General features: G+C 73.8%; 23 protein-coding genes. 14 read left to right on the top strand and 9 right to left on the bottom strand.

Features of this window, described 5'->3' with window-relative positions:
• The first annotated feature begins 75 nt into the window (after nt 1-75).
• The 3 genes from PX701_RS10420 (at nt 76) to PX701_RS10410 (ending at nt 4,466) form a co-directional block, all read left to right on the top strand.
• Nucleotides 76-2,331: an esterase-like activity of phytase family protein gene (locus PX701_RS10420; RefSeq protein ID WP_275506246.1), complete on the top strand. Its 2,256-nt coding sequence runs from the start codon at nt 76-78 to the stop codon at nt 2,329-2,331.
• Between the two features lie 141 nt (nt 2,332-2,472).
• A complete protein-coding gene (locus PX701_RS10415) occupies nt 2,473-3,699 on the top strand; it encodes a pyridoxal phosphate-dependent aminotransferase (RefSeq protein WP_231432158.1) in 1,227 nt (408 codons plus the stop codon).
• A 5-nt stretch (nt 3,700-3,704) separates the two neighbouring features.
• Entirely contained in the window at nt 3,705-4,466 is a 762-nt protein-coding gene (locus tag PX701_RS10410; protein WP_231432159.1) for a hypothetical protein, read from the top strand.
• Here the strand turns inward: PX701_RS10410 and PX701_RS10405 are convergent.
• On the bottom strand, nt 4,427-4,657 hold the full coding sequence (locus PX701_RS10405) for a hypothetical protein (RefSeq protein WP_275506245.1): 231 nt from the start codon (nt 4,655-4,657) through the stop codon (nt 4,427-4,429). The two genes, PX701_RS10410 and PX701_RS10405, sit on opposite strands and share 40 nt — an antisense overlap.
• A gap of 90 nt (nt 4,658-4,747) precedes the next feature.
• A complete protein-coding gene (locus PX701_RS10400; RefSeq protein WP_275506244.1) occupies nt 4,748-5,686 on the bottom strand; it encodes a LysR family transcriptional regulator ArgP in 939 nt (312 codons plus the stop codon).
• Nucleotides 5,687-5,760: 74 nt separating this feature from the next.
• Here PX701_RS10400 and lysE point away from each other — a divergent pair, with 74 nt between their 5' ends.
• The 9 genes from lysE to PX701_RS10350 all read left to right on the top strand — a co-directional run bounded on the left by lysE (nt 5,761) and on the right by PX701_RS10350 (nt 15,559).
• Nucleotides 5,761-6,480 carry an L-lysine exporter gene (gene lysE / locus PX701_RS10395; protein WP_275506786.1) on the top strand — a complete coding sequence of 240 codons (720 nt, stop codon included), beginning with the start codon at nt 5,761-5,763 and terminating at the stop codon, nt 6,478-6,480.
• A gap of 301 nt (nt 6,481-6,781) precedes the next feature.
• The gene (locus PX701_RS10390; protein WP_275506243.1) at nt 6,782-7,786 is read left to right on the top strand and encodes an isopenicillin N synthase family dioxygenase; all 1,005 of its coding nucleotides are present in this window, start codon (nt 6,782-6,784) and stop codon (nt 7,784-7,786) included.
• A gap of 108 nt (nt 7,787-7,894) precedes the next feature.
• Nucleotides 7,895-8,731: a YciI family protein gene (locus tag PX701_RS18540; protein ID WP_338029116.1), complete on the top strand. Its 837-nt coding sequence runs from the start codon at nt 7,895-7,897 to the stop codon at nt 8,729-8,731.
• Between the two features lie 158 nt (nt 8,732-8,889).
• A complete protein-coding gene (locus PX701_RS10375) occupies nt 8,890-10,149 on the top strand; it encodes an RNA polymerase sigma factor (RefSeq protein ID WP_275506784.1) in 1,260 nt (419 codons plus the stop codon).
• A gap of 98 nt (nt 10,150-10,247) precedes the next feature.
• On the top strand, nt 10,248-11,195 hold the full coding sequence (locus PX701_RS10370) for an ABC transporter ATP-binding protein (protein WP_275506242.1): 948 nt from the start codon (nt 10,248-10,250) through the stop codon (nt 11,193-11,195).
• A complete protein-coding gene (locus PX701_RS10365) occupies nt 11,192-12,019 on the top strand; it encodes an ABC transporter permease (protein WP_275506241.1) in 828 nt (275 codons plus the stop codon). Before PX701_RS10370 ends, PX701_RS10365 begins: the two co-directional genes overlap by 4 nt.
• Nucleotides 12,020-12,068: 49 nt before the next feature.
• Nucleotides 12,069-13,253: a sensor histidine kinase gene (locus tag PX701_RS10360; protein ID WP_275506240.1), complete on the top strand. Its 1,185-nt coding sequence runs from the start codon at nt 12,069-12,071 to the stop codon at nt 13,251-13,253.
• A complete protein-coding gene (locus PX701_RS10355) occupies nt 13,250-13,894 on the top strand; it encodes a response regulator (protein ID WP_231432168.1) in 645 nt (214 codons plus the stop codon). The genes PX701_RS10360 and PX701_RS10355 overlap by 4 nt, the downstream gene beginning before the upstream one ends.
• A gap of 66 nt (nt 13,895-13,960) precedes the next feature.
• Nucleotides 13,961-15,559, top strand: a complete 1,599-nt coding sequence (locus tag PX701_RS10350; RefSeq protein ID WP_275506239.1) for a bifunctional phosphatase PAP2/diacylglycerol kinase family protein — start codon at nt 13,961-13,963, stop codon at nt 15,557-15,559.
• A gap of 28 nt (nt 15,560-15,587) precedes the next feature.
• Here PX701_RS10350 and PX701_RS10345 read toward each other — a convergent pair whose 3' ends face one another.
• Both PX701_RS10345 and PX701_RS10340 read right to left on the bottom strand, forming a co-directional pair.
• The gene (locus PX701_RS10345) at nt 15,588-16,256 is read right to left on the bottom strand and encodes a LuxR C-terminal-related transcriptional regulator (RefSeq protein ID WP_231432171.1); all 669 of its coding nucleotides are present in this window, start codon (nt 16,254-16,256) and stop codon (nt 15,588-15,590) included.
• Complete coding sequence (locus tag PX701_RS10340) at nt 16,249-17,448, bottom strand: ATP-binding protein (protein WP_275506238.1); 1,200 nt, start codon at nt 17,446-17,448, stop codon at nt 16,249-16,251. Before PX701_RS10340 ends, PX701_RS10345 begins: the two co-directional genes overlap by 8 nt.
• Nucleotides 17,449-17,579: 131 nt before the next feature.
• Between PX701_RS10340 and PX701_RS10335 the strand changes: the two genes are divergently transcribed.
• Both PX701_RS10335 and PX701_RS10330 read left to right on the top strand, forming a co-directional pair.
• Nucleotides 17,580-19,331: a PspC domain-containing protein gene (locus PX701_RS10335; protein WP_275506237.1), complete on the top strand. Its 1,752-nt coding sequence runs from the start codon at nt 17,580-17,582 to the stop codon at nt 19,329-19,331.
• Complete coding sequence (locus PX701_RS10330) at nt 19,328-19,804, top strand: hypothetical protein (RefSeq protein WP_275506236.1); 477 nt, start codon at nt 19,328-19,330, stop codon at nt 19,802-19,804. The genes PX701_RS10335 and PX701_RS10330 overlap by 4 nt, the downstream gene beginning before the upstream one ends.
• A 30-nt stretch (nt 19,805-19,834) precedes the next feature.
• Here the strand turns inward: PX701_RS10330 and PX701_RS10325 are convergent, their stop codons facing one another.
• From PX701_RS10325 to PX701_RS10305, 5 genes are all read right to left on the bottom strand, one after another.
• Nucleotides 19,835-20,203, bottom strand: coding sequence for a hypothetical protein (locus tag PX701_RS10325; RefSeq protein WP_231432175.1), 369 nt, complete (start codon nt 20,201-20,203; stop codon nt 19,835-19,837).
• A gap of 209 nt (nt 20,204-20,412) precedes the next feature.
• Nucleotides 20,413-21,660, bottom strand: coding sequence for a UDP-N-acetylmuramate dehydrogenase (locus tag PX701_RS10320; protein ID WP_275506235.1), 1,248 nt, complete (start codon nt 21,658-21,660; stop codon nt 20,413-20,415).
• 1 nt (nt 21,661) lies between these two features.
• Nucleotides 21,662-22,087, bottom strand: a complete 426-nt coding sequence (locus PX701_RS10315; RefSeq protein WP_275506234.1) for a MaoC family dehydratase — start codon at nt 22,085-22,087, stop codon at nt 21,662-21,664.
• Nucleotides 22,087-22,533 carry an FAS1-like dehydratase domain-containing protein gene (locus PX701_RS10310; protein WP_231432178.1) on the bottom strand — a complete coding sequence of 149 codons (447 nt, stop codon included), beginning with the start codon at nt 22,531-22,533 and terminating at the stop codon, nt 22,087-22,089. Before PX701_RS10310 ends, PX701_RS10315 begins: the two co-directional genes overlap by 1 nt.
• A gap of 41 nt (nt 22,534-22,574) precedes the next feature.
• Nucleotides 22,575-23,189 carry a TetR/AcrR family transcriptional regulator gene (locus PX701_RS10305; RefSeq protein WP_231432179.1) on the bottom strand — a complete coding sequence of 205 codons (615 nt, stop codon included), beginning with the start codon at nt 23,187-23,189 and terminating at the stop codon, nt 22,575-22,577.
• Nucleotides 23,190-23,229 lie beyond the last annotated feature (40 nt).

Below are 23,229 nucleotides of genomic sequence, written 5' to 3'. Positions count from 1 at the left end.
TCCGTTCACCGGGTCGTCGCCGAACGGTCGCCTGGCCGACACGGGGTCGCAGACCGGGGCCGATTGGCTCGCGGCATGAGCCGAAACCTCACGCGACGCGCCCTGCCGCGCGCCATCGCCGTCACCGCCGCGACCGCCACGGCGGCCGCCCTGCTGCTCGCCGCCCCGGCCGCCCAGGCCGTCGGCAACGGGCAGACCACCCCGACCTCGCCCATGCAGTCGTTCGAGCCCACGCTCGTCGCCCGGGCCACCCTGTCGGCCGACTTCCTCGCCGAAGGTCCTGCCTCGGGCGCGCTCGCCTCCGCCGCGAACGGCCGTCAGGGCCCGTGGGACGGCCAGGTCATCCCCGGATTCTCCGCCGTGATCGAGAACGGCGACGGCACGTTCTGGGCCCAGCCCGACAACGGGTTCGGCTCGAAGGGCAACTCCGCCGACTTCCTGCTGCGCAACTACCTCGTGCGACCGGCCTGGCAGACCGCCGAGGGCGGCGACGGCGCGCTCGAGGTGGAGCGCTTCATCTCGTACAACGACCGCAACGGCGTGCTCGACTTCCCGATCGTCAACGGCGACACCGACGAGCGGCTGCTCACGGGGGCCGACTTCGACATCGAGTCGGTCGTGCGCGCGAAGGACGGCAGCTTCTGGGTCGGCGAGGAGTTCGGGCCCTTCCTGCTGCACTTCGACGCCGAGGGCACCCTCCTCGAGAAGCCCTTCTCGCTCGACGGCGCGAAGTCGCCGCAGAACCCGTACCTCGCCGCAGGAGAGACGCCGCGGGTGCGCGCGAGCCGCGGCTTCGAGGCGCTCGCGGGCTCGGTGAACGGGCGCTACCTCTACCCGATCGTCGAGGGCTCGTACACCGACGACGCCGACCTGCGCCGGCGCGAGGTGCACGAGTTCGACACCAAGCGCGGCGCCTACACCGGGCGCACGTGGAACTACCAGACCGACCAGGAGGCGAACGTCGTCGGCGACGCGTTCACGGTCAGGAACGGCGTGCTGCTCGTCGTCGAGCGCGACGACTTCGAGGGCGAGCAGTCGGTCACGAAGCGCGTCTACCAGGTCGACCTGAAGCGCGCCGACGCCGAGGGCCACCTCGAGAAGACGCTCGTGCTCGACGCCCTCCGCATCGCGAACCCCGACGGCATCGGCGCCGGCGACGGCTACGGCACGGGCGAGGTGTTCTCGCTGCCCGTGCAGTCGTTCGAGACGATCGTGCAGCTGAAGGACGGACGCCTGCTCATCGGCAACGACAACAACTACCCCGGCAACGACGCCCGCGTGCCGGGCACGCCCGACGACACCGAGTTCGCCGTGATCGACCTCGGCCGCACGAAGATCGAGCCCGAGCAGGTGACCGTCATCGGCCACCGGGGCGCGAGCGGCCACCGCCCCGAGCACACGCTCGCCTCGTACGAGCAGGCGATCGTGCAGTGCGCCGACTACATCGAGCCCGACGTGGTCTCGACGAAGGACGGCGTGCTCGTCGCCCGCCACGAGAACGAGATCAGCGGCACCACGAACGTCGCCGCCCGCCCGGAGTTCGCGGGCCGGAAGGCCACGAAGACCATCGACGGCGCGAAGGTCACCGGCTGGTTCACCGAGGACTTCACGCTCGCGGAGCTCCGCAGCCTGCGGGCGAAGGAGCGGCTGCCGCAGACCCGCCCCGCCAACACCGCGTTCGACGGGCTCTACCAGGTGCCGACCCTCGACGAGGTCATCGACCTCGCCCGCCACTCGATCAGCTGCGACGGCCGGCAGGTCGGCGTCTACCCCGAGACGAAGCACCCGACCTACTTCGACTCGATCGGCCTCTCGCTCGAGGAGCCCCTCGTCGCCGCCCTGCAGGCGAACGGCGTCGACGACGCCGACGCACCCGTGATCGTGCAGAGCTTCGAGGTCTCGAACCTGCAGGAGCTCGACGGCATGACCGAGGTCGCCCTCGCCCAGCTCGTGAGCGCCTCGGGCCGCCCGTACGACTTCACGGCCGCGGGCGACCCGCGCACGTACGCCGACCTCGTCACGCCCGCCGGGCTCGCCGAGATCGCCGGCTACGCCGACGGCGTCGGCCTCGAGAAGTCGGTCATGATCCCGCGCACGGCGGCGGGCACGCTCGGTGCGCCGAAGCCGGTCATCGCCGATGCCCACGCGGCCGGGCTCGCGGTGCACGGCTGGACCTTCCGCCTCGAGAACCAGTTCCTCCCGGCGGAGTTCCGCTCGTCGGCCGACCCGATCGCGCCGGGCGACCTCGCGGGCGAGATCGCGGTGTTCGTCGGTGCCGGCATGGACGGCATCTTCAGCGACCAGCCCGACATCGCCGCCACCGTCGGCTGACGTCGAGGAGCACGGGCGGATGCCTCGGCACGGCGCCGAGGCATCCGCTCGCCCGTGCCCGGGCAGACCGTCCGGAGGGCCGGACGACACCGATCGAAACGCCCCTCACGGCCACGCGGCCACGCGATTAGACTCACCCCTGTGACCGAGAAGCCGCGCCTGTCCGCCCGTATCGCCGCCATCGCCGAGTCCGCGACCCTGAAGGTCGATGCGAAGGCGAAGGCGCTCCAGGCCGAGGGCCGCCCGGTCATCTCGTACGCCGCCGGCGAGCCCGACTTCGCGACCCCCGAGCACATCGTCGAGGCCGCCCTCGCGGCCACGCGCGACCCCAAGAACTACCGCTACACGCCTGCCGCGGGACTGCCCGACCTGCGCGAGGCGATCGCGGCGAAGACCGCGCGCGACTCGGGCCTCGAGGCATCCGCATCGCAGGTGGTCGTGACCAACGGCGGCAAGCAGGCCGTCTACCAGGCCTTCCAGGTGCTGCTCGACGAGGGCGACGAGGTGCTCGTGCCCACCCCGTACTGGACCACCTACCCCGAGGCGATCAAGCTCGCGGGCGGCCGCCAGGTCGACGTGTTCGCGGGCAGCGACCAGGGCTACCTCGTCACGGTCGAGCAGCTCGAGGCCGCGCGCACCGAGCGTACGAAGGTGCTGCTGTTCGTCTCGCCGTCGAACCCGACCGGCGCGGTGTACGCGCCCGAGCAGGTGAAGGCGATCGGCGAGTGGGCGCTCGAGCACGGCATCTGGGTCATCGCCGACGAGATCTACCAGAACCTGACCTACGGCTCGCTCGACTCCGAGGTCGGCAGCCCCGCCCCGCGCGCCGTCTCGATCGTCGAGGCCGTGCCGGGGCTCGCGAACCAGGCGATCCTCGTCAACGGCGTCGCCAAGACCTACGCCATGACGGGGTGGCGCCTCGGCTGGATGGTCGGCCCCGCCGACGTGATCAAGGGCGCCGCGAACCTCCAGTCGCACCTCTCGTCGAACGTCTCGAACATCTCGCAGCGCGCCGCGATCGCCGCCCTCACCGGCCCGCAGGAGCCGGTGGAGGAGATGCGCCGCGCCTTCGACCGCCGACGCCGCCTGATCGTCGCCGAGCTCTCGAAGATCGACGGCATGACGGTGCCGGTGCCCGAGGGCGCGTTCTACGTCTACCCCGACGTGACCGGCCTCCTCGGCCGCGAGTGGGGCGGCGTCACGCCGACCTCGTCGCTGGAGCTCGCCGACCTCATCCTCGACCAGGCCGAGGTCGCCGCCGTTCCCGGCGAGGCGTTCGGGCCGTCCGGGTTCCTCCGCCTCAGCTACGCGCTCGGTGACGAGCCGCTGCTCGAGGGCGTGCAGCGCCTGCAGCGACTGTTCGGCTAGGCGGGATGCCTCGCGGCGACGCCCGGCTCGCACGCCTCGCAGCACGCAACAACGCGGAGTGGTGCCGAGCGGTCGCCGCGAGCCACGGGATCGCATCGGGCTTCGCCCTCGGCGGCGCCCTGTGGGTGGCGGAGGCGCCGACGCCGCTCGGCTATCCCGAGGCGGTGACCGTCGAACCCGGGCTCGACACGGCGACCGTGCTCGCGATGCTCGCGCCCGACGCGACGAGCCTGAAGGACTCGTTCGCCGACCTCGATCCGGGCGCCGCCGGCTGGGCGCCGCTGTTCGACGCGACCTGGATCGTCGCCGACGCGCACGACTCGTCGTCGAACGGCACCGATCCCGGCGACCCCGCACTCGTCACAGTGACGACGGCCGCCGGGCTCGCGCGGTGGGCGGGCGCCCACGGCCTCCCCGACGCGTTCGCCGAGCCGTTGCTCGGGGCAGCCGAGGTGGTGGTGCTCGGGTCGGCCGGGCCCGGGTCGAGTCGGGCGTCGGTGCAGGCCGCGGTCACCGCGGGCGGCGTGCTCAACCGCACGGGCGAGGTCGTCGGGCTCTCGAACGCCTTCGGCGGTGGCCAGGGACTGTACCGTGCGCTCCGACGCGAGGCCGGAGCACGGTGGCCGGGGCTGCCGGTCGTCGGCTACGAGTCGGATGGCGCCCTCGACGATGCGCTCGATGCGGGCTTCCGGCGCGTCGGCCCGCTGCGCGTCTGGGCGCGCCCGGCTCAACCCGGCCCGAGCACGACGTCGACGTTGCGCAGGTAGATGGCCCGCTCGAGGCCCACGACTCCCGCGGGGCCGGCGACACCGGCATGCAGGCCCGGCGGCTCCCGCCCGATCGGAGCCGCACCCGACGCTCCGGCCTGCACGCCGGCGAGCATGCCGACGCCGTAGGCGGCTGCGATCGCGGCGAGGGTCGCCGCTGCCACCAGGGCGGCGACCTCCCAGGTCTTCATGGGCCCCTCCCAGCCCCCGGTCGCACGCGACGCTAGCGGAGCCGCCGCCCCGGCCGCATGCGTGCCAGCACTGGAGAACGCCCGGGCGGCTCAGCCGAGCGCACGCCGCGCCTCGACGGCGAGCGCGTCGGCGACGGCGTCGAGCAGGGGCGAACTGAGGTTCCACTGCTGCCAGTGCAGCGGCACGTCGACGGGCGCCCCGCCGAGTCGCACGAGCTCGCCGCGGTCGAGTTCGGCGGACGACTGGAACTCGGGCAGCATGCCCCAGCCGAGCCCGAGCTTCACGGCGTTCGCGAAGTCGTTCGAGGCCGGAACGTAGTGGCGCGGGGCGCGCTCGGGGTCGAGGCCGGCCGCGCGCAGCGCGTCGTGCTGCAGGTGGTCGCGCCGGTCGAAGTCGACGAGTGGCGCACGGGCGATCCAGTCGGGCAGGGCGGATGCCTCGTGGCGGGCTCGGTCGCTCCAGCGGCCGACGAACCCCGGCGTGGCCACGGCCTCGTATCGCATGACGCCGAGCGGGCGCACGAGGCATCCCGCCACCGGGGTGGCCTGCGAGGTCACCGCCCCCATGACGGTGCCGGACTCGAGCAGCCCGGCGGTGAAGTCCTGGTCGTCGCGGTGCAGGTCGAAGACCACGGGATGCGTCTCGGCGACGCGCGCGAGCGCGGGCAGGAACCACGTGGCGAGCGAGTCGGCGTTGACCGCGAGCGGGATCGGAACGGGACGGAACGCCGTCGCGCCCGCCTCCCCGTCGGCCGTGGCGACGTCATCGGCGTCGAGCCCGAACTCGGCGAGCGCGTCGTGCTCGAGCAGGGCGAGCTGGCGCGCGAGCCGCACGACGGCCGCCCCGGCACCGGTCGCACGGGCCGGCTTCGAGCGCACGACGAGCACACGACCGAGCTGCTGCTCGAGCGTCTTCACGCGCTGCGACACGGCCGAGGGCGTGAGCCGCAGCCGACGGGCGGCCGCGTCGAAGGTGCCCTCGTCGATCACGGCGGCGAGGGTGCGGGCGAGGTCGAGTGGAATGTGCATCTGAAGCGATGCTAATGGTTCTGAAGGATCTTGAGCTGGATTACAGCCTGACGCCGACGTACCGTCGAAAGGTGATCGCCTCCTCAGTGCTCGCGGGCCTCGGCCTCGGCCTCTCGCTCATCGTCGCCATCGGCGCGCAGAACGTGTTCGTGCTGCGCCAGGGCATCCGGCGCGAGCACGTGTTCGCCGTCGCCGCGATCTGCGCCGTGAGCGACCTCGTGCTCATCGTCGTCGGGGTCTCCGGCATCGGCCTCGTCATCGGCCAGGTGCCGTGGCTCATCGACGTGGTCCGGTGGGCGGGCGCGGCATTCCTCGTCGGCTACGGCGTGCTCGCCGCCCGCCGCGCGCTGCGCCCGACGGGCGAGGTGCTCGTCACGGGCGACGGCTGCGACTCGGCGGCGGACGTGCCGGGGCCGTCGGCGGACGGTGTGGGGACGCCCTCCGCCGACGGCCGCGGTGCGCCCGTCGCCGTCGAAGCACGACCGGCGATCGCCACGCGTACCACCCTCGCGAGCGCCGTGCTCACGTGCCTGGCCCTCACCTGGCTCAATCCGCACGTGTACCTCGACACCGTCTTCCTGCTGGGATCGGTGGCGAACAGCCACGGCCCCGAGGGCCGCTGGTGGTTCGCGCTGGGCGCCGGCGCGGCATCCCTCATCTGGTTCTTCGCCCTCGCCTACGGGGCGCGCCTGCTGGGCCGCGTGCTCTCGACCCCGCGCGCCTGGCGGGTGCTCGACGGCGTCATCGCCGTCGTCATGCTCGCCATCGCGGCCTCGCTCGTGCTGCCCCACTGATGGGGAATAGCCGGTCGCCGGCGACCGTGCTACCGTTTCGGACATCGTGAGCACCCTCACCTGTCGCTGCTGTCGCCGCTAGGCGGTCGTCTCCCCGACGACCCCAGGGCGCGATTCCCCGCGCCGCCGACCGCAGCCCCGTGCTCACGCCGCATCCGACGCGTCCGCGTCAGCTCCGCGGCATCCGCCTCGAACCGATCTCGAATCGATCTCGAACACCGGATGCCACGCAGCCGACGTCAACGGATGCCGGGGCCGCCGCGTCGTCGGCGCACCACCCGGCACTCGAAAGGACCATCCCATGTCCGGCATCCCCGTTCTCGACCTCTCACTGCTCAACGGCACGACCGAGCAGCAGGCGCAGTTCCGCGACGACCTCCGCCGCGCGACGCACGAGGTCGGCTTCTTCTCGCTCATCGGCCACGGCGTGCCGACCGAGCTCGTCGATCGCGCGTATGCGGCGGCGCGGGCGTTCTTCGCCCTGCCCGAGTCGCACAAGCTCGCGATCGAGAACGTCACGAGCCCGCACTTCCGCGGGTACACCCGCATGGGCGGCGAGCGCACGCTCGGTCGCGTCGACATCCGCGAGCAGATCGACCTCGGCGCCGAGCGCCCGGCCGTGACCATGACGGCCGACACCCCGGACTACTGGATCCTCGAGGGGCCGAACCTGTGGCCCGAGGCGCTGCCCGAGTTCCGCGCGGTCGCCGAGGAGTGGATCGCCCGGCTCGACGAGGTCGGCACACGCCTCCTTCGCAGCTGGGCCGAGGCGCTCGGGGCCGCGCCCGACACCTTCGACGCCGCCTTCGAGCGCCCGTCGCCGTACCTCAAGGTCGTGCGCTACCCCGGCGTCTCGGCCGAGCAGCCCGCGCAGGGCGTCGGCGCCCACAAGGACCTGGGCGTGCTCACCCTGCTCTCGGTCGAGGACGGCAAGGCCGGCCTGCAGGTCGAGAAGGACGGCGAGTGGATCGACGTCGTCGCCCCGTCGGGCGCGTTCATCGTGAACATCGGCGAACTGCTCGAGATCGCGACCGACGGCTACCTCAAGGCGACGAAGCACCGAGTGGTCTCCCCCGCACCCGGCACCGAGCGCATCTCGATCCCGTACTTCCACGGGCCGGCACTCGACGCCGTGATCCCGACGATCGAGCTCGCACCCGAGCTCGCCGCCGAGGCGCCCGGCATCACCAGGGACCCCGCGAACCCGCTGCACGCCGTGTTCGGCGAGAACTGGCTGAAGAGCCGGCTCCGCGCCCACCCGAACGTGGTCGAGGCGCAGTACCCGAGGCTGCTCGTCGGCGCCTGACCGAGGGGCGGGTGCGCATCGAGCACGCCCGAGTCGGCGTGACCTGTCGAAAACGGTTGTCGCCGTTCGTCGTACCTGCGTAGCGTGACCGAGAGAGAGGATTCCGCCATGGAATACGCGCTGTTCTACGCCGCGGGCGACGACCCGATCGCCCCCGACCCCGCCGCCGACGACATCGGAGACTGGGTCGACGACCTCGAGGCGCGCGGCGTCTCCGAGTACGGCGAGCGGCTCCGCCCCGATCCCGATGCCACGGTGGTGCGCGTGCGCGGCGGGGAGCTGCTCGTGAGCGACGGGCCGTTCACCGAGGCGAAGGAGTCGATCGGCGGCTTCGACATCATCGACGTCGACGACCTCGACGCCGCGATCGAGATCGCGTCGCGGCATCCCGCCGCGTCATTCGGCCGCGTCGAGGTGCGCCCGTTCGTGCGGTGGCCCGACGCCGAGCCGGGCTCGCGCATCGTGCCGGCCGGCTTCGCCGAACGCGACGCGTCGGGGCGCCGCTACCTCATGCTCGTGGCGGTCGAGCCCGGCGGCGAGCGCGACGCCGATGCCGGCCCCGACGCGTGGGTGCGCGAGATGGACGGTCGCGGCACCCGGCTGTTCGGCGAGGTGCTGCGCGGGCCGGATGATGCGACCCATGTGCGCCGACGCGGCGGCGAGGTGCTCGTCGCCGACGGGCCGTTCGCCGAGGCGAAGGAGTGGATCGCCGGGTTCGACCTCATCGAGGTGGCCGGGCTCGCCGAGGCGATCGAGGTCGCGGCCGCGCACCCGATGGCGCGCGGCGGGGCGATCGAACTGCGCCCGCTGTGGCCGTTCGACGTGCACGACGACCACGTCGCGCGCGCCGAGCGCGAGGCCGACGAGTACGGGCGTCGAACGGAACCGCCGGCCGCCGAGGCCGCCGCCGCCGCCCGCGCCGGAGTCGCGGGGGCCGCGCACTGAGCCCGCGCGGGGCGTCGCCGTCGGCGAGCGGGCCGATCGGTCCGGTCGCCGATGCGGCGGCGTCCCGCCGCCCGGACACGCCGAGCGGAACCGACGCGGTCGCCGCGGCGCCCCGTCATGCGGTCACGCCGAGCGGAACCGACGCGGTCGCCGCGGCGCTGCGGGATGCGGCAGGCGAGTGGGCGCGCATCGTCGCGACACTCATCCGCACGACGGGCGACTGGGACGTCGCCGAGGAGTCGGCGGCCGGCGCGTTCGAGCGTGCGGCCGAGACGTGGCCGCGCGACGGCGTGCCCCGCAATCCCGGCGCCTGGCTCACGACCGCCGCCCGCAACCTCGCGCTCGACCGGCTGCGTCGGCGCGGTGTCGAGGCCGAGAAGCTGCGCGAGTGGGCCGACGCCGAACGCGACGCCGGCCGCACCGCGGGCCCACCCGACCCGGCCGAACTCGTCGCGCGCGACGAACCCTCGTGGGACGACCGACTGCGGCTCGTCTTCACGTGCGCCCACCCGGCGCTGCCGATGGAGGCGCGCGTGGCCCTCACGCTCCGCACCGTCGGCGGCCTCGAGACGCCCGAGATCGCGCGGGCCTTCCTCGTGCCCGAGTCGACGATGGCGCAGCGTCTCGTGCGGGCGAAGCGCAAGATCCGGCATGCGGCGATCCCGTACCGGGTGCCGCCTGCGGAGGCACTGTCCGAGCGGCTCGACGGGGTGCTCGCGGTGCTCTACCTCATCGCGAACGAGGGCTACCTCGCGTCGTCGGGAGATCACCTGCAGCGGCTCGACCTCGCGGCCGAGGCGATCAGGCTCGCGCGACTCGTCGTGTCGCTCATTCCCGACTCCGACGAGGCCCGGGCCCTGCTTGCACTGCTCCTGCTGCAGCACGCGCGTTCGGCCGCTCGGGTGGACGCCGCGGGCGACCTCGTGCCGCTCGCGGACCAGGACCGGACCCGGTGGGACGCCCGGGAGGTCGCCGAGGGCCTCGCGCTCCTCACGAGCCCGGGCAGCCGCTCGAGCCGGGCGGACGACGCGATCGCGGGCCCGTATCGGCTCCAGGCCGAGATCCAGGCGGTGCACGCTCGCGCGGCGACCGCCGTCGCGACCGAGTGGCCCGCGATCGTCGCCCGCTACGACGCGCTCGCGGCGCTCACCGATTCGCCGTTCGTGCGGTTCAACCGCGCGATCGCGGTCGGCGAGGCCGACGGACCCGCGGCCGGACTCGCCGCCCTCGCAGAGGTCGAGGCCGGCGGCCGCCTCGCCGGCTATCACCTCCTGCCTGCGGCGCAGGCCGAGTTCCTGCGCCGCGAGGGGCGGACCGCCGAAGCATCCGACCGCTATCGCGAGGCGATGGTCCTCGCGCCGACGGCGCCCGAGGTGCGATTCCTCGAGCGCCGACTGGCCGACCTCGACCGAGGGTGACGGCCTGCCGACCGGCGGGCCCATCCACCGATCGGTGGATGCCGGAATCGAACGGCCGGGGGCTGCCGCCGGCGCCCGGCCTCCGACACGCTCGGACTATGAAGACGACACGAACCGATGCCGCAGGCGGGCGCGAACCCGACGTCGCGGTGCGGGTGCGGGGACTCCGCAAGCAGTACGGCCACCGGGTCGCCGTCGACGGCATCGACCTCGACATCGCCCACGGCGAGACGTTCGCCCTGCTCGGCCCGAACGGCGCCGGGAAGTCGACGACCGTCGAGATCCTCGAGGGGTACCGCTCGCGCACGGCGGGCGAGGTGTCGGTGCTCGGCGTCGATCCGGCCCGCGGCGGCCTCGACTGGAAGGCGCGGCTCGGCATCGTGCTGCAGTCGAGCGGCGAGACCGGCCAGTACACCGTGCGCGAACAGCTGCGTCAGTTCGCCGGGTACTACCCGAACCCGCGCGACGTCGACGAGGTGATCGCGGCGGTCGGGCTCGAGGCCCAGGCCGGCACGCGCCTGCAGAAGCTCTCGGGCGGCCAGCGCAGGCGGGTCGACGTGGCGCTCGGCATCGTCGGCCGCCCCGAGCTGCTCTTCCTCGACGAACCGACGACGGGCTTCGATCCGGCGGCGAGGCGCGAGTTCTGGGGGCTCGTCCGCGGGCTCAAGGCCGAGGGCACGACGATCGTGCTCACGACGCACTACCTCGACGAGGCGGCGCAGCTCGGCGACCGGGCCGGGGTCATCATCGGCGGCCGGCTCGTCGACGTCGCCCCCATCGACGTGCTCGGCGGCGAGGCCGCCCGGGTGCCGATCGTGCGGTGGCGCGACGCCCGGGGGCTCGTCCGGGAGACGCGCACCGACGCGCCGGCCCGGCTCGTGGCCTCCCTCGTCGCAGAACTCGGCGGCGAGCCCAGGGAGCTCGAGGTCATCCGCCCGAGCCTGGAGGACATCTACCTCGACCTCGTCGGCGACGCCGACGCGGCCGACGCCGACGGCGCGGCCGGCCCGGCGACCGAGACCGCGCCCGAGGAGGCACTGGCATGATCACCGTCACCACCCGTCCGATCGGCATCGCCCGCGTCGGCGGCTCGCGCGTCGCGTACGAGACGCGGGGTTACTTCCGCTCGCTCGACACGGTGTTCTTCACGTTCCTGTTCCCGCTCATCATGCTCGGCATCTTCACGACGGCCTTCAGCGCGTCGGGCGACGTCGGGCCCGTGGGCTCGCAGATCAGCGTCGGCGCGTTCTACCTGCCCGGCATGCTCGCCGCGGGCCTGCTGCTGTCGGGCCTGCAGAACCTCGCCGTCGACATCGCGACCGAGAAGGGCGACGGCACGCTCAAGCGGCTGGGCGGCACCCCGCTGTCGCCCGTCTCGTACTTCCTCGGCAAGATCGGGCAGGTGTTCGTCACGGGCGCGCTGCAGGCCGGGCTCATGCTCGTCGCCGCGGCGACCGTGTTCGGCATCGCCCTGCCGACCGACCCCGCGCAGTGGTTCACGTTCGCGTGGGTGTTCGTGCTCGGCCTCACGGCCTCGGCGCTGCTCGGCATCGCCCTGTCGTCGGTGCCGCGCAGCGGCCGGTCGGCGACGGCCGTCGTCATCCCGATCGTGCTCGTGCTGCAGTTCATCTCGGGCGTCTACCTCTCGTTCAACCAGCTGCCCGAGTGGATGCAGAACGTCGCGAGCCTCTTCCCGCTGAAGTGGATGGCGCAGGGCATGCGCGCCGCGTTCCTGCCCGAGGAGTTCGCCGCGCTCGAGCAGCACGGCGCCTGGGACCTCGGCTGGGTCGCGGTGGCGCTCGGCATCTGGCTCGTGGTCGGGCTCGTGCTCAGCCGGCTGACGTTCCGCTGGATCCGCCGCGATGCGTGACGTCGCAGCGTACGCGTCGCCCACGACCGGTGCGTGAGAGCATGGCGGCATGCTGAACCGCCGGTGGTGGGATGCCGCGGCGATCGCGGTCGCGGTCGTCACCGTGCTGTTCGGCCTGACCGATCCGCCGTACGGCCCGCCCGACTACGGGGCGTGGGCGGTCGCGGGGGTCTTCCTCGTCGTCTACTTCGCCTACCTGCGCGGCCGCCTCGACCGCGAGGATCCGACGCAGCACGTCGTCATCACGATCGTGCTCTCGGCCGTCGTCGGCGTCGGCGTCGCGTTCGACCCGGGCGCCTCGATCCTGCAGGCCTTCGCGTACCCGTTCCTCTGGGTCACCGCACCGTCGACCCGGCGCGCGATCGTCGCCAACGTCGGGCTCGCCATCGCACTGCTCGTCGGCTACGTCGTGCACTTCGGGTGGGGCGGGGTCGTCGCGGGCGTCGCGGTCGCCGGGCTCTCGCTCGGGTTCAGCCTCGCGCTCGGGCTCTGGATCACCCACATCGCCGCGATCGGCGAGGAGCGGGCCCGGCTGCTCGTGGAGCTGCAGTCGGCGCAGGGCCAGCTCGCCGCGCTGCACCGCGACGCCGGCGTCAGCGACGAACGCGCCCGGCTCGCCCGCGAGATCCACGACACGATCGCGCAGAGCCTCACCGGGCTCGTCATGGTCGCGCAGCGCGCGGGCAACCGGCTCGACGGGTCGGACGACGCATCGCAGGGCACCGCCGCCGCCCGCGCCGACATCGAGCTCATCGAGCAGATGGCGCGCGAGGCGCTCACCGAGGCGCGAGGGCTCGTCGCGACGCTCGCACCGGTCTCGGCCGACGGCGGCCTCACCGCCGCCCTCGGCCGGCTCGGCGCCGCGTTCGAACGCGAGACGGGCGTGCGGGTCGCCGTCGACGCGGATGCCTCGGGGCTCGACCGCGAACTCGAGGTCGTGCTGCTGCGGAGCGCCCAGGAGGGGCTCGCCAACGTGCGCAAGCACGCCGGTGCGAGCCGGGTGGCGATCACGGTCGCCGACCGCGGAGCGCACGAGGTCGTGCTGACCGTGTGCGACGACGGGGCGGGACCGTCGCCCGCCGCCCCGGGCGTGTCGTCGCCGGCCCCGGCCGGCTTCGGGCTCGCGGGCCTGCGCGACCGGGCGGCGCTCGTCGGCGGCACCCTGGAGTTCGGCCCCGCGAACGGCGGCGGCTCGCTGCTGCGCGTCACGGTGCCCAGGAAGGAGACCGCATGAACCCGATCCGCGTCGTCGTCGCCGACGACCACCCCATCGTGCGCGCCGGCATCGTCGGGCTCCTCGACACGGCGGCGGGCATCGAAGTCGTCGGCGAGGCGGCGAACGGCGCCGAGGCGATCGAGCTGGCCCGGTCGCGGCATCCCGATCTCGTGCTCATGGACCTGCGCATGCCGGGCATCGACGGCGCGGCCGCGACGGCCGAGATCGTCGCGACGGTGCCGGGCACGCGCGTGCTCGTGCTGACGACGTACGAGACCGACGAGCACATCCTCGCCGCGATCGAGGCGGGCGCCGGCGGTTACCTGCTGAAGGCTGCGCCGCAGGACGAGATCGTGGCCGGCATCACGGCGGTCGCAGGCGGCGAGACCGTGCTCGCCCCGTCGATCGCTGCGAAGCTCGTGTCGCGGGTGCGGGCCGAGGCCGCGGCGTCGGCCGCCCCGCCGTCGCCCGCGCCGTCGCCGCGCGAACTGGAGGTGCTGCGGCTCGTCGCGGCGGGCCGGTCGAATCCCGAGATCGCCGCAGAGCTCTTCATCGGCGAGGCGACCGTGAAGACCCACCTGCTGCACGTGTTCGAGAAGCTCGAGGTCAACGACCGCACGCGCGCGGTCACGCGCGCGATGGAGCTCGGGCTGCTGTAGCGAACCCGCCCGCACGACGATTCGCAACCGGTCGACGGTACGGCCGCCCGCGCCTACGATGACGGCGTGGGAGTTCGCGACGTGCGGGTCGCCGTGCAGCGCACGAGGATTCTGCCCGCCTGGGTGCGGCGAGCGGATGCTTCGGCGACGCGTCGCGTGAACGCCCGCCGCACTCACCCGCTCGTCGACCGCTTCTGGTCGCGCGTCTCCGGCTTCGCCGACCGCGGCGTGCTGTGGTGGACGATCGCCGGCGTGCTGGCCGTGACCGGGCGACGGCGGATCGCCGCGCGCGGGCTCGGATCACTGCTCGTCGCGAGCGCGCTCACGAACGTGATCGCGAAACGCGTGTTCGGCGGCGACCGGCCGCTGCTCGCGGACGTGCCGATCGCCCGGCGACTGCCGAAGCCGCCGATCACCCCCTCGTTCCCGTCGGGGCATTCGGCGAGCGCCGCGGCGTTCGTCACCGGCGTCGCGATCGAGTCGCCCCGACTCGGCGCCGCGCTGGCTCCGGCCGCCCTCGGCGTCGGCTACTCGCGTCTCCACACCGGGGCGCACTGGCTCTCCGACGTCGTCGGCGGGCTCGCCCTCGGTGCCGCCGTCGGCGGGCTCGGCGCGGTCGTCGTGCACCCGCATCGCCGGGCGGCAGGCGAGTCCACCGCCGCGAGCGGCACCGACCGCCGTCTTCCCGCGTCTCCCGACGGCGAGGGCGTCTTCATCGTGGTCAACCGGTCGTCGGGGACGAGCGTGCTCCGGAGCGATCCCGTGCGCGTGCTCGAGCGCCGGCTGCCGCGCGCCGAGCTGCACGTGCTCGAGGACGCCGCCGGCGACGATCCCGGCGCCGCCGCCCGCAGGGCACTCGCCCGCGCCGAGCCGCCGCGAATCCTCGGCGTCTGCGGCGGCGACGGCTCGGTCGCGGCGGTGGCCCACGAGGCGCGGGCCGCGGGCGTGCCGCTCCTCGTCGTGCCGGGCGGCACCTTCAACCACTTCGCGCGGGCCGCCGGCGCCGCCACGGTCGACCTCGCCGTCGACGGCCTGCAGCGCGGCGAAGGGGTGCGCGCCGATGTCGCCGAGCTCAGCTTCGCGGGCGGCCCGCCGATCACGGTGCTGAACACCGCGTCGGTCGGGCTCTACCCGGACTTCGTCGCCGAGCGCGAGCGCCGCGAGCACCGGTACGGCAAGTGGCTCGCCGCGGTCATCGCGGCGAACCGGGTGCTGCGCCGTTCCGCCCCCGTGAACGTCGTCGTCGGCGCCCGTCGCGCCCGCGTCTGGAGCCTCTACATCGGCGTCGGGCCGAACGACCCGGGCATACCCGCGCCGATGCGCCGGAGCAGGCTCGACGGCGGCGTGCTCGACGTGCGCGTCCTGCACGCGGGCTCGCGGTTCCGTGCAGCGGGCACGCTCGCCTTCGGCCGGCGCACGAGCGCGGTGCTCCGGCGAATGCGGCTGCTGCCGAAGCGCTTCGAGTCGTACACGACCGAGTCGATCGACGTGCTCGTGCGGCCCCGCCACGGACAGCCGCCGGGCTTCGCGCACGACGGGGAGGTCGCGATCGAGGCGACCGCCGACGCATCCGCCCGCACCGCCGCGCCAGGCTACCGCACGACGGTACGGATCGTCCCGGAGGCGCTCGACGTCTACCGCCCCGGCCGCGCGCACGAGAGCTGACGCCGGCTGCTCGGCGCAGGCGGCGGCCTCAGAGCAGGCGGCGGGCGTTCGCCCAGGCGGTGAGCTCGTGCCGGCTCGAGAGTTGCAGCTTGCGCAGCACGGCCGAGACGTGGGTCTCGACGGTCTTCGTCGAGATGTAGAGCTCGGCCGCCACCTCCTTGTAGGCGTAGCCGCGGGCGATGAGGCGCATGACCTCCTGCTCGCGCGCCGACAGCCGGTCGAGCTCGTCGCTCGCCTGCGCCGTCTCGCCGACGGCTGCGCCGAAGGCGTCGAGCACGAACCCCGCGAGCTTCGGCGAGAACACGGCATCGCCGCTCGCGACCGCGTGCACGGCACGGCTCACGTCGGCGCCCGACGAGCCCTTCGTGATGTAGCCCCGCGCGCCCGCGCGGATCACGCCGACCACGTCCTCGGCCTTGTCGGAGACCGAGAGCGCGAGGAACCGCGTGCCCGGCACCGCGGGCGCCGACCGCCGGATCACCTCGGCACCGCCGGTGGACCCCGCCGGCACGGCGGTTCCGGGCAGGTGCACGTCGAGGAGCACCACCTCGGGCGCGGCATCCGTGACGATCGCGACGGCGCTCTCGACGTCGTGGGCCTCGCCCACGACCTCGACGCTGTCGTCGAGGTCGGCCTTCAGGCCCGACCTGAAGATCGAGTGGTCGTCGACCACGACGACCCGCACCCGTTCAGCCATGCAGCGCCTCCGCTCCGTTGCGCTCGCCCGCGAAGCCGCGTTCGCCGGGGAACCGCAGTCGCACCTCGGTGCCGACGCCGCCCGCACCCGGGACGACCGTCGCCGAGCCGCCCGCCCGGCGCATGCGCCCGATGATCGACTGCCGCACGCCGAGCCGGTCGTCCGGCACCTCGGCGAGCGCGAACCCCGGTCCGCGGTCGCGAACGAACACCTCGACGGCCGCGGGCGTCGACTCGACGTAGACCGAGATCTCGCCGCCGGCGTGCCGGGCAGCGTTGAGCATCGCCTCGCGCGCGGCCGCGGCGAGCTCGCCGCTCGCCCGCTCGCGCTGCTCGCCGACCACCACGACGTCGACGGTCACGGGGAAGTCGATCTCGAGGTCGGCGGCGAACCCGCGCAGGTCGGTGCCGAGGTCGCTGTCGGCCGGCGCGTCGCCGGCGAACAGCCAGTCGCGCAGCTCCCGCTCCTGCGCACGGGCGATGCGGGCGACCTCGCTCGTCGCGCCGGCCCGGTTCTGGATGAGTGCGAGGGTCTGCAGCACCGAGTCGTGGAGGTGCGCGGCGATCTCGCTGCGCTGCTCCTCGCGGATGCGCTTGGTGCGCTCGTCGGTGAGCTCGCGCCACTTGGCGATGAGCGTCGGCACGTAGACGAGCAGGATGCCGAGCACGGCGGCGAGCGCCGCGACGAAGACGGCGACGGTGCTCATGCGTCCGTTCGCCTCGGGGTTCACCACGAAGACCAGCTCGAGCGCGGTCGCGGCGAGCACGACCGTGGCGATGCTGCGGATGACGAGTTCGTGGCGGGGGCCGCGTGCCGGGTCGGGACGATCGATGAGGGTCGCCCACGCCGACGCCGCGACCGCGAGCCCGATGCCGACGTAGGTGGCGGCGTACCACTGCCACCAGCTCGCCGCCGCGGTGAAGTACCACTGGCCGCTCTGCGTCCAGACCGCGACGAGCACCACCGTCGACGCGACCACGAGCAGCCATGCGACGGGCGCGCGGCGGGTCGGCCGGGCGTCGCCCTCGTCCCACGTGGTCAGCGCCCACAGCCAGAGGTAGAGCAGCAGCCCCGCGCCCCATGCGAAGCTCGTCACGACGAACGCGGCGCGCACGAGGGCCACGGGCCAGCCGAGGTGCGCCGCGAGCCCCGCCGCGACCCCGGTCGCCGCGCAGGCGCGCGGGCGGGTCATCCGGGGCGTCTCCATGCCAGCCATCAAACCAGACGAGGATGCCTCGGCCACGGGCCGAGGGACCGGCTCAGGGTCGAATCAGGGATCCACCCCATGGCGGGCGCCCCCGGCCGACTGCCAGCATCGAAGCCATGGAGACGAATCAGACCGCCCCTGAGGCGGACTCGGAGACATCCGGGTCCGGCCCAGTGCCGGAGGACGCGATGGGCCCGGAGAACGCTGCGGGGGCGGCGGACTCGACGGGTCGGAGCGCGGCCGCCGGCCCGCACGCCGACGGGGCGGTCGGTTCTGCTCCTGACCCTTCGAGAGATGCGCACGGCGGCGACCCCGCCGATCGGGCTGCGGGGCCGGGCTTCTACGCCTGGCTCCGCCGGCTCGGCGTGCCGCGTCGGGCCGGATGGCTCGGCGGCGTGTGCGCCGGCGTCGGCGCGAGGCTCGGCATCGACCCGATCGTCGTTCGCGGCATCGTGGTCGTGATCGCCGTGCTCGGCGCCCCGTTCGTGCTCGTCTACGCCGTCGCGTGGCTGCTGCTGCCCGACACCGAGGGCGAGATCCACTTCGAGCGGCTCACCCGCGGAATCGTCGACCCCGCCGTCGTGGGCATCGCGGTGATGGGCGTCATCGGCTTCATCCCGCTCGTGCAGGGCGGATGGCTCGGCTGGCGCTGGTGGCCCGAGTGGCCGGCGTACTCGTGGGCCGGCATCGACCTCGGCGGAGTGTTCCGCACGATCTGGGGCCTCATGATCGCAGCTGCGATCGTCGTCCTCGTCATCTGGCTCGTTCGCCGGGCCTCCCAGAACGCCCCGGCCGGCGGCGCGTCGCGCGAGGCTTCCGCGCCCGTCGCCGGCCCGCGGTATCCATCACCCGAACCGGACGGCGCGGCGAGTGCCGCGGGGTCCGCCGGCGCGACCGGTGCCGCCGGCGCCGCCGCGTTCACCGCCCTGGCTTCGACCCCGGTGTCCCCGGCTCCGGCTTCCGCCACGGCATCCCCGGCGCCCGCCGGTGAACCGCCGGTGCCCGCCGAGGGCGCCGACGCGGCGACGATCGCCGAGTGGCGCGCCCAGCACGAGGCGTGGCGCGAGTCGCACGCCGAATGGAAGGCCGGCCAGGCGGAGGCCCAGCGCGCCGCGCGCCAGCAGGCCGCCGAGGAGACGCGGGCGCGGGCGCTCGAGTTCCAGGCCGCCGCGGCGGCGGCACGTGAGGCACGGCGTGCGGCGCGCCCGCGGGCGAGCGCGGCGTTCGTGTTCACGATGCTCGGCCTCGCGCTCGTCGCCGGCGCGGGCGCCGCGATCTGGGCGCTCGGCGTTCCAGATGCGGCGCAGTACGCCGTCGCGATCGCCTTCGCCACGGCGACCCTCGTGCTCTCGGCGGCCATGATCGTGGCCGCCCTCTGGCGGCGACGCAGCGGCGCGCTCGCGACGCTCGCCTCGGTGAGCGTCGTCGCGATGCTGATCGCCACCAGCTCATCGGCGATGGCCCCGTTCGGCACGCTGCTCGCCCCCAGCGCGAGCGTGTCGCTCGGATACCCGCAGCAGCTCGTGCAGCCGGTCGGCGACGCGTGGATCTCGATCGGTGCGTACGACGGCTATCCGGACGAGGCCCAGACCGTCACCTTGACCCAGGTCCTCGGGAACGCCTATGTGACGATCGACCCGCACACGTCGATCGTGCTCGACGCGACCGACGCCGGCGACGTCACCGTCTTCACCTACGATGCCGACGGCTACGGGAGCGCCGAGGAGCTCACCGACTCCGACTCGCGGGTCTACACGATCACCTCCGAGGGGATCACCCGATCGGAGAGCGATGACGCCGATGCGCGCCTCGTGCTGCGGCAGACCTCCGGCTACGTGGAGGTCAACGTCTGGGAGGGACAGGAATGACCGGGAACGACGAGAACGTCGGCGCGCTGCCCGAGCGTGCCGGTGCGCCCGCCATCGACACCGAGGTCGTCGAGGCCGAGCTGCTCGACACCGAGGTGGCCCGGAGGGAGCCGGCCACCGGCCTCGAGCCGCCCGCACCCACCGAGGTGCTCACCCCGATCGCCGGGCCGGGCGACGACGACCGGCCCGCCGCCGGTCCGACGGCGCCGGCGGCCGCCGCGACCGCACCGCGTCCGACCATCCGCTGGGGCGCACTCGTCTGGGCGTTGATCTTCGGCGCCGTCGCCGGGCTCACCCTCTGGGTGCTCTCGAATCTGCAGCACCGCGACGACGCGCTCGCCTGGCTCGAGTCGATCCCGCTCGGGCTGCTGCCGCTCTACGGCCTGCTCGTGGTCGGCGTCATCGTCGCGCTCTTCGGAGGGGTCGGGCTCATCCGTCGCGGCGAGCGCAGGCGCCGAGCCGCCCGCGGGTGACGCGCCGAGGCATCCGCCCGTTCCGCCCCCTCACCAGGCGGGCAGCTCGCGATCGCCGAGCGGCGTGAGCTCGGGCGGCATCGGCCACCCGAGCTCGAACCGCATGAGCGGCACGTCGATCGCGCCGAAGTCGTCCTTCTTCACGACGATGCGGTCGGCGCTCACCTCGGTGATGCGCACCCGCAGCTCGGTGCCGTCGCCGAGCAGCAGCACGTACGGGTCGGCGAGATAGGCCAGACCACGCGCTTCGAGCTGCTCCTCGCCCGTGAGCCAGTCGACAGAGTCGCCGAGCTCGCGGCCGAGCAGGTCGACGGGCACGAAGCCCTCGCCCTCGGGGCGCAGCCAGCCGACGAGCTCGCCGTCGGGGCGGCGGTGTTCGATCAGGTCGGGGCGGTTCACCCGTCCGACCCTAGCGCGGCGAGCTGTCACCGGCCCAGTACGATCCGGCGCGCGGAATGCAGGAAGTTCCTCCGCTTGCACGGCGCGTCGCGGAGCGGTCGGCGGCGTGTCGGGCGGTTCTTCCTACATTGCGTGAACGTCACCGAACGCGCACAGCCGGCTGCTCGACCACGCGGCGGACTCCGGGTTCGTCGATGCCCGCAACCCGGCTACAGCTCGACGCCGACGAGCACCGGCTCGGGGTGCAGCACGATGCCGAACTCGGCCTGCACCCGCTGCTGCACGAAGCGCGCGAGCTGCACGAGCTCCTCGGCGCTCGCTCCCCCGCGGTTCGTGAGCGCGAGCGTGTGCTTCGACGAGATCGCCGCGCGCGAGCCCGGCAGCGCGAAGCCTCGCCGGATGCCCGCCTGCTCGATCAGCCACGCCGCCGAGAGCTTCACGAGCGGGCCCGGCACCGAGGCCTCCGCCGGGTTCTCGACCTCGGATGCCTCGAGCGAGGCCTGCAGCTCGAGGAACGCGTCGAGCGGGGTGCCCGAGGCGAGCGTCGACAGCGGCGTCACCTCGTCGGGCTCGTCGGGCTCGACGTACCAGCGCGGGGCGGCGGCGGGCATCGTGCGCGCCACCCGCTCGGTCACGATCGGGTTGGTGAAGAACGAGCCCGCGCTCACCGAGTCGGCGTCGTCGGGGTCGAGCACCATGCCCTTCGACGCGCGCAGCGCGAGCACCGTCTCGCGCACTCGCGCGATCGGCACGCGGTCGCCGAGCTGCACGCCGAGCGCGCCGGCGAGCTGGGCGTACGCGATGGGCTGCCCGATCGACTCGCCGAGCACCGCGTGCTCGGCCGACGTGTCGTGCAGGTCGAGCTCGACCGAGACGACGATGCCGCGAAGGCCCTGCTTCAGCACGGAGGTGCGGTAGCCGAGCTCGAGCTCGTCGGCCGCCATGCGGCGCGGGGCGTCGGCGCCCTCGTCGAGGAACTCGATCGCGACGAGCACGGCCTCGAGCTCCTGGCCGTAGGCGCCGATGTTCTGCACGGGCGCCGCCCCGACCGAGCCGGGGATGCCGGACAGCGCCTCGATGCCCGAGTAGCCCTGCTCGACCGTCCACGCGACGAGGTCGTCCCACGTCTCGCCGGCCTGCACGCGCAGGCGCACCGATCCCTCGGCGGGCGGGTGGTCTCGATACGCCCCTTCGTCGCTCCTCGACCCGAGCCTCGACCGACCGGTCGGCAGCACCTCGATGCCGCGCGTCGCGACGCGGATGACCGTGCCTTCGAACCCGCCGTCGCCGACGAGCAGGTTCGATCCGCCGCCGAGCGCGAGCCACGGGTCATCCGACTGCCAGGCTTCGCGCGCGAGGTCGACGAGGTCGCGCTGGGTCGTCGCGGTGACGAGGCGGGCGATCGGCCCGCCGACCCGCAGGGTCGTGAGCTCGGAGAAGCGGGGAGCGTCGGTCATGTCAGCCGAGCGCGACGCGGACCTGGGCCTTGCCGAGCACCGTCGCGCCGTCGTACGTCACGATGAGATCGATGCGAGCAGCGGATGCCTCGGCGTCGAGCTGCCCGACCTTCGCGACCACCGACACGGCGGCGCCGTGCTCGGGGTCGACGACGACGGGGCGCGTGAAGCGCACCTGGTAGTCGACGACGCGGGCGGGGTCGCCGACCCAGTCGACGACCGGCTGCACGGCGAGGCCCATGGTCAGCATGCCGTGCGCGAGCACGCCCGGCAGGCCGACCGACGCGGCGACGTCGTCGCGGTAGTGGATCGGGTTGAAGTCGCCCGAGGCGCCGGCGTAGCGCACGAGCGAGTCGCGCGTGAGGTCGAAGGTCCGCTCGGCGACGACGTCGCCGACGGCGAGGGACGCGAGGTCGGGGGTCGGCATCAGTCTTCTCCTCGGATGACGAGCGTCGAGATCGCGGTGACGACGTGCGCGCCGCCTTCGTCGGTGATGACCGACTCGGCCGTGACCATCGAGTGGGCGCCGAGCGTCTTCACGCTCGAGACGGTGAGGGTCGCGGTGAGCAGGTCGCCCGCGACGATGGCGCGGGTCGACGTGAAGCGCTGGTCGCCGTGCACGACGCGCGAGAAGTCGATGCCCGCGTCGGGGTCGGCGAGCAGCTGGGCGAGGGTGTGCTCCTGCACGACGACGGCGAAGGTCGGCGGGGCGACCACGTCGGCGTGGCCCGCGGCGCGCGCAGCCTCGGGGTCGAGGTTGATCGGGTTCGTCGCGAACACGGCGCGGGCGAACTCGCGCACCTTCTCACGACCGACGAGGTACGGCTCGGTGGGCGGGAAGACCCGCCCCTGCAGCTCGGGGTTCACAGACACCCCGTCAGTCTATTCGGCGTGCGCGGTCGGGCTCGGCGGCGTCAGTCGTCGCGCAGGCGGGCCAGCCGCAGGCGCAGGGCGTCGAGCAGGAGCTCGAGGCCGAGCTCGAAGACCCGGTCGGAGCGCGCGTCGCCGCGTTCGGCCGAGGCGATGAGTCGGCCGAGGCTCTTCGTCGGCACGCCGGGCTGCCAGATGTCGTCGGGCGAGGCGTAGTCGAGCCCGAAGCCGAGGGCGAACGAGTCGAGCACGGCGACGACCGGCAGCACCTCGTCGTCGGGGAATCCGCCCTCGACGAGCGCCGTCGCGAGCGAGTCGTAGCCCGCGATGACGGTGTCGTCGGTGATCGTCTTGCCGACGAGCAGCGGCACGATCGCCGGGTGCTCGGCGTAGAGCCGTCGCATGCGCTGCATCGTGGCGACGACGACCTCGTCCCAGGTGCCGCCCGGCGTCTCGAGCAGGTAGCGGCGGCCGAGCCGACCGCGCATGAGCTCGATGATGCCGTCGCGCCCGTCGACGTGGTTGTACAGCGACGACGGCGTCACCCCGAGGCTGCGGGCGAGCGCGTTGACCCCGAACGGGGCGCCCGAGTCGACGAGGTCGATCGCCGCATCGGCGATGCGGTCGGCCGACAGGAGGGGCACCTTGGGCCTCGCCATGTGCTCCTCCTCGGGTCGGTCGTCCGTGATCGGACGTCAT

This window comes from Agromyces chromiiresistens (assembly GCF_029167465.1).
Lineage (GTDB): Bacteria > Actinomycetota > Actinomycetes > Actinomycetales > Microbacteriaceae > Agromyces > Agromyces chromiiresistens.
The sequence above is the reverse complement of the archived record's forward strand: the minus strand, read 5'-3'. Positions and strand labels throughout refer to the sequence as shown.